The organism is Siccirubricoccus deserti, assembly GCF_014283215.1.
In the GTDB taxonomy this organism is placed as follows: Bacteria; Pseudomonadota; Alphaproteobacteria; order Acetobacterales; family Acetobacteraceae; genus Siccirubricoccus; species Siccirubricoccus deserti.
This window is the reverse complement of record NZ_JACOMF010000160.1, coordinates 1-3,481: the sequence shown is the minus strand read 5'-3', so window position 1 is coordinate 3,481 and position 3,481 is coordinate 1. Positions and strand designations below refer to the sequence as shown.

Genomic DNA, 3,481 nt, shown 5'->3' with positions numbered 1-3,481 from the left:
ATCCCGCCTGCCCAGCCAGAGGCCGGCTTCGCCACCCGGCTGCGCGCCGATGCCGCAGCGGTGCGGGACCGTCTGGCCATGCCCCTGCTGCTGGCGGCGTCCTGCACCTATCAGGGCGACGACCAGCGGCGGCTGGACCTGCTGGCGGGGATTGCCTCGGTGGCCAGGGCGGGCCTGCTGGCGGTGGGTGACATCCGCTACCACCATCCCGACCGGCGGCGGTTGGCGGATGTGCTGACCGCCATCCGGCTGCGCACCACGGTGGATGCGCTGGGCTACGCTGCCGAGCCCAATGCCGAGCGCCACCTCAAGCCGCCCGCCAAGGTCGCGCGGCTGTTCGCCCGGCACCCGGCGGCAGTGGCCAACACCCTCTGCGTGCTGGAAGCGACGGCCGGCTTCTCGCTGGACCAGCTTCGCTACGAATACCCGGATGAAGTACTGGAACCCGGGCGCAGCGCGCAGGAGACGCTGGAATCCCGCGTAGCCACTGCGTTAGCAGAACGCTGGCCACGCGGTGCGCCCGAGGACATCCGTAGCCGCATCGCCCATGAGCTCTGCCTGATCGGCACATTGAATTATGCGCCCTACTTCCTGACGGTGCATGAGATCGTCCGCTTCGCGCGCGACCAGGGCATCCTCTGCCAGGGGCGCGGCTCGGCCGCCAATTCCGCGGTCTGCTACGTCCTTGGCATCACCGCCGTCGATCCCGGCAAGCACGGCTTGCTGTTCGAGCGCTTCATCTCGGCCAGCCGCGGTGAGCCGCCGGACATTGACATTGATTTCGAGCATGAGCGGCGCGAGGAGGTGATCCAGCACCTCTATGACCGCTACGGGCGGGATCGCGCCGCGATCTGCGCCACCGTCATCCGCTACCGTCCGCGCAGCGCGATCCGCGAGGTGGGCAAGGTCATGGGGCTGTCGGAGGATGTGACCGCCCGTCTCGCCAAGGCGAGCTGGGGACCAGGGCGCGAGACGGGTCTGGCGGAGTTGGCGACGGCTGAGGGGCTGGACATCGCGGACAGGCGCCTCGCCATGGCGCTGGAGCTCGCTGAGGAGCTGCTGGATTTCCCTCGCCATACGGCAACGCATGTTGGCGGCTTCGTCATCACCCGCGGTCCGTTGAGCGAGCTTGCCGTGGTGACCAATGCCGCGATGGAAGGCCGGACCGTCCTCGAATGGGACAAGGACGACATCGACGCGCTCGGCATCCTGAAGGTCGATGTGCTCGGTCTTGGCATGCTGTCCTGCCTGCGGCGCGGCTTCGACTTGCTGCGGCGGCATTCCCGAGCGAACCACGATTTGGCCAGCCTGCCGCCGGAGTGCAAGGCCACCTATGCGATGCTGCGTCGTGCCGACAGCCTCGGCGTTTTCCAGGTTGAGAGCCGGGCGCAGATGAACATGCTGCCGCGGTTGAAGCCGGAGAAATTCTACGACCTAGTGGTGCAGGTGGCGATCGTCCGGCCGGGGCCAATCCAGGGCGACATGGTCCACCCCTATCTGCGTCGACGGCAGGGGCTGGAGGATCCGGAATATCCCTCGCCGGCACCGCCGCACGATCCGAACGAGCTGAAACAGGTGCTCGGCAAGACGCTCGGCGTGCCGCTGTTCCAGGAGCAGGCGATGCGGCTGGCCATCGTCGCCGCCGGCTTCTCGGCCGAGGAGGCCGATCAGCTCCGCCGCGCCATGGCCACCTTCAAACTGACCGGCGGCGTCAGCCGCTACCAGGAAAAGCTGGTCGCCGGCATGGTCAAGCGAGGCTATACCCGCGACTTCGCCGAGCGGGTCTTCGCGCAGATCGAGGGCTTCGGCAGCTACGGCTTCCCGGAAAGCCACGCCGCGAGCTTCGCCCATCTGGTCTACGCCTCAAGCTGGGTGAAATGCCACTATCCGGCGGTCTTTGCCTGCGCGTTGCTGAACAGCCAGCCGATGGGCTTCTACGCGCCGGCGCAGATCGTCGGCGACGCGCGCGAACATGGCGTCATCATCGGCGCGGTGGATGTGAATGCCAGCGACTGGGATTGCACGCTGGAGCCGGCGGCCGCCAGTACCGGCGGCTTGGCGCTGCGGCTTGGCCTGCGGCTGGTGGCCGGGCTGCCGGAGGCGGAGGCACGGGCGATCGTCGCGGCACGACAGGCGCGGAACGGGGCGCCTTTCGGGTCGGTGGAGGATCTGGCTTGGCGTGCCGGCGCGGGGCGCAAGGCGCTCGAAGCCCTGGCCGCGGCGGATGCCTTCGCCGGCACCGGAGCAGCGCGGCGGCGGGCCGCCTGGGATGCGCGGGGCGTGGCTAGTGGACCGGGCGACCTGCCGCTCTTTGCCATCGTCCGCGGCACGGCCGAGGCCGCTATGGCGGACCAAGCGCCACTCCTGCCGGAGCCGGCTGCCAGCCTGGCGGCCCAATCAGCTGGGGAGACGGTGGTGGGAGACTACCAGGCCACCGGACTGACCTTGCGGCAGCATCCGCTGGCGCTGCTGCGGCCCAGGTTGGACCAGCTACGCCATGCTGATACGCGTCGGCTGGAGACGGCCCGCCCAGGGTCGTGGATACGCCTGCCGGGGCTGGTGCTGATGCGGCAGCGGCCGGGCTCGGCCAAGGGCATCGTGTTCCTGACTGTCGAGGATGAGCACGGGGTCGGCAATCTCGTGGTCTATCCGGATGTGGCGGCGCGGGACCGGGCGGCGCTGATCGCCGGCCGCCTGCTGCTGGCGGAGGGCCGGGTGGAGCGGGAAGCGGAGCACGCCGAGATCCCCATCATCCATCTCATTGTTCGCAAGCTGACAGATTGCTCCGATCTGCTGGATAGCTTGGCGCAGGGGGAGGATACGGCGGGTCCAGAACTGCTGATGAACAGCACCGGCGCTGGGGATACTGCTTGGGCTGAGCGCAGCCTCGGGCGTGCCGATGAGGTCAAGCGGCCTGAGCCGGGTGCCCGCCGGCCGCCCCAGGCCAAGCTGCCGGCAAGCCGCGACTTCCGATAGCACCTGCCAAATTGCGGTGCCTGAGACCTGCTGCATTGCCGACATGGCAAAGGCCGTTGGGTCGGTCAGAACCGACCAATCATGCATGTACCCGCGGGCCAGCCGCCGCCTTCCGCTGCCTTCCACCGGCTCCTCCCTCCAGGCTGATCCTCTTAATCAGCTCGGTTCGAAAAAAGGCGGCCAGGTCACTTACTCCCCAACCGGCAAATTACACCGAGCATTGTAAGTGTCCGTCCGGGAACAGGTGCTATGATTTGAATAGGTTGTGACTGGCCTGTGGGCGGCCGGGGCGGGAAGAACTGCGGCGATGTGGACGCAGGAGAACCGGGCTTGGTACGACCGCAGCAAGCTGCGCTACCCGAGTGATCTGACCGACGAGGAATGGGCGCTGATCAGGACGCTGATCCCGCCCGCCAAGCCGGGTGGCAACAAGCGGACGGTCGAGGTGCGAGCGGTGGTGAACGGGGTGATGTACATCCTCTCCACCGGCTGCCAGTGGGCAGCC

Annotated in this window: 2 protein-coding genes; both read left to right on the top strand. The window is 68.1% G+C overall.

Annotated elements, in window-relative coordinates; translation table 11 throughout:
* A partial coding sequence (locus tag H7965_RS29190) for an error-prone DNA polymerase (protein WP_186774006.1) occupies nt 1-2,976 on the top strand: 2,976 nt, incomplete at its 5' end.
* Nucleotides 2,977-3,283: 307 nt separating this feature from the next.
* The coding region (locus H7965_RS29185) for a transposase (RefSeq protein WP_186774005.1) at nt 3,284-3,481 on the top strand (198 nt) is incomplete at its 3' end.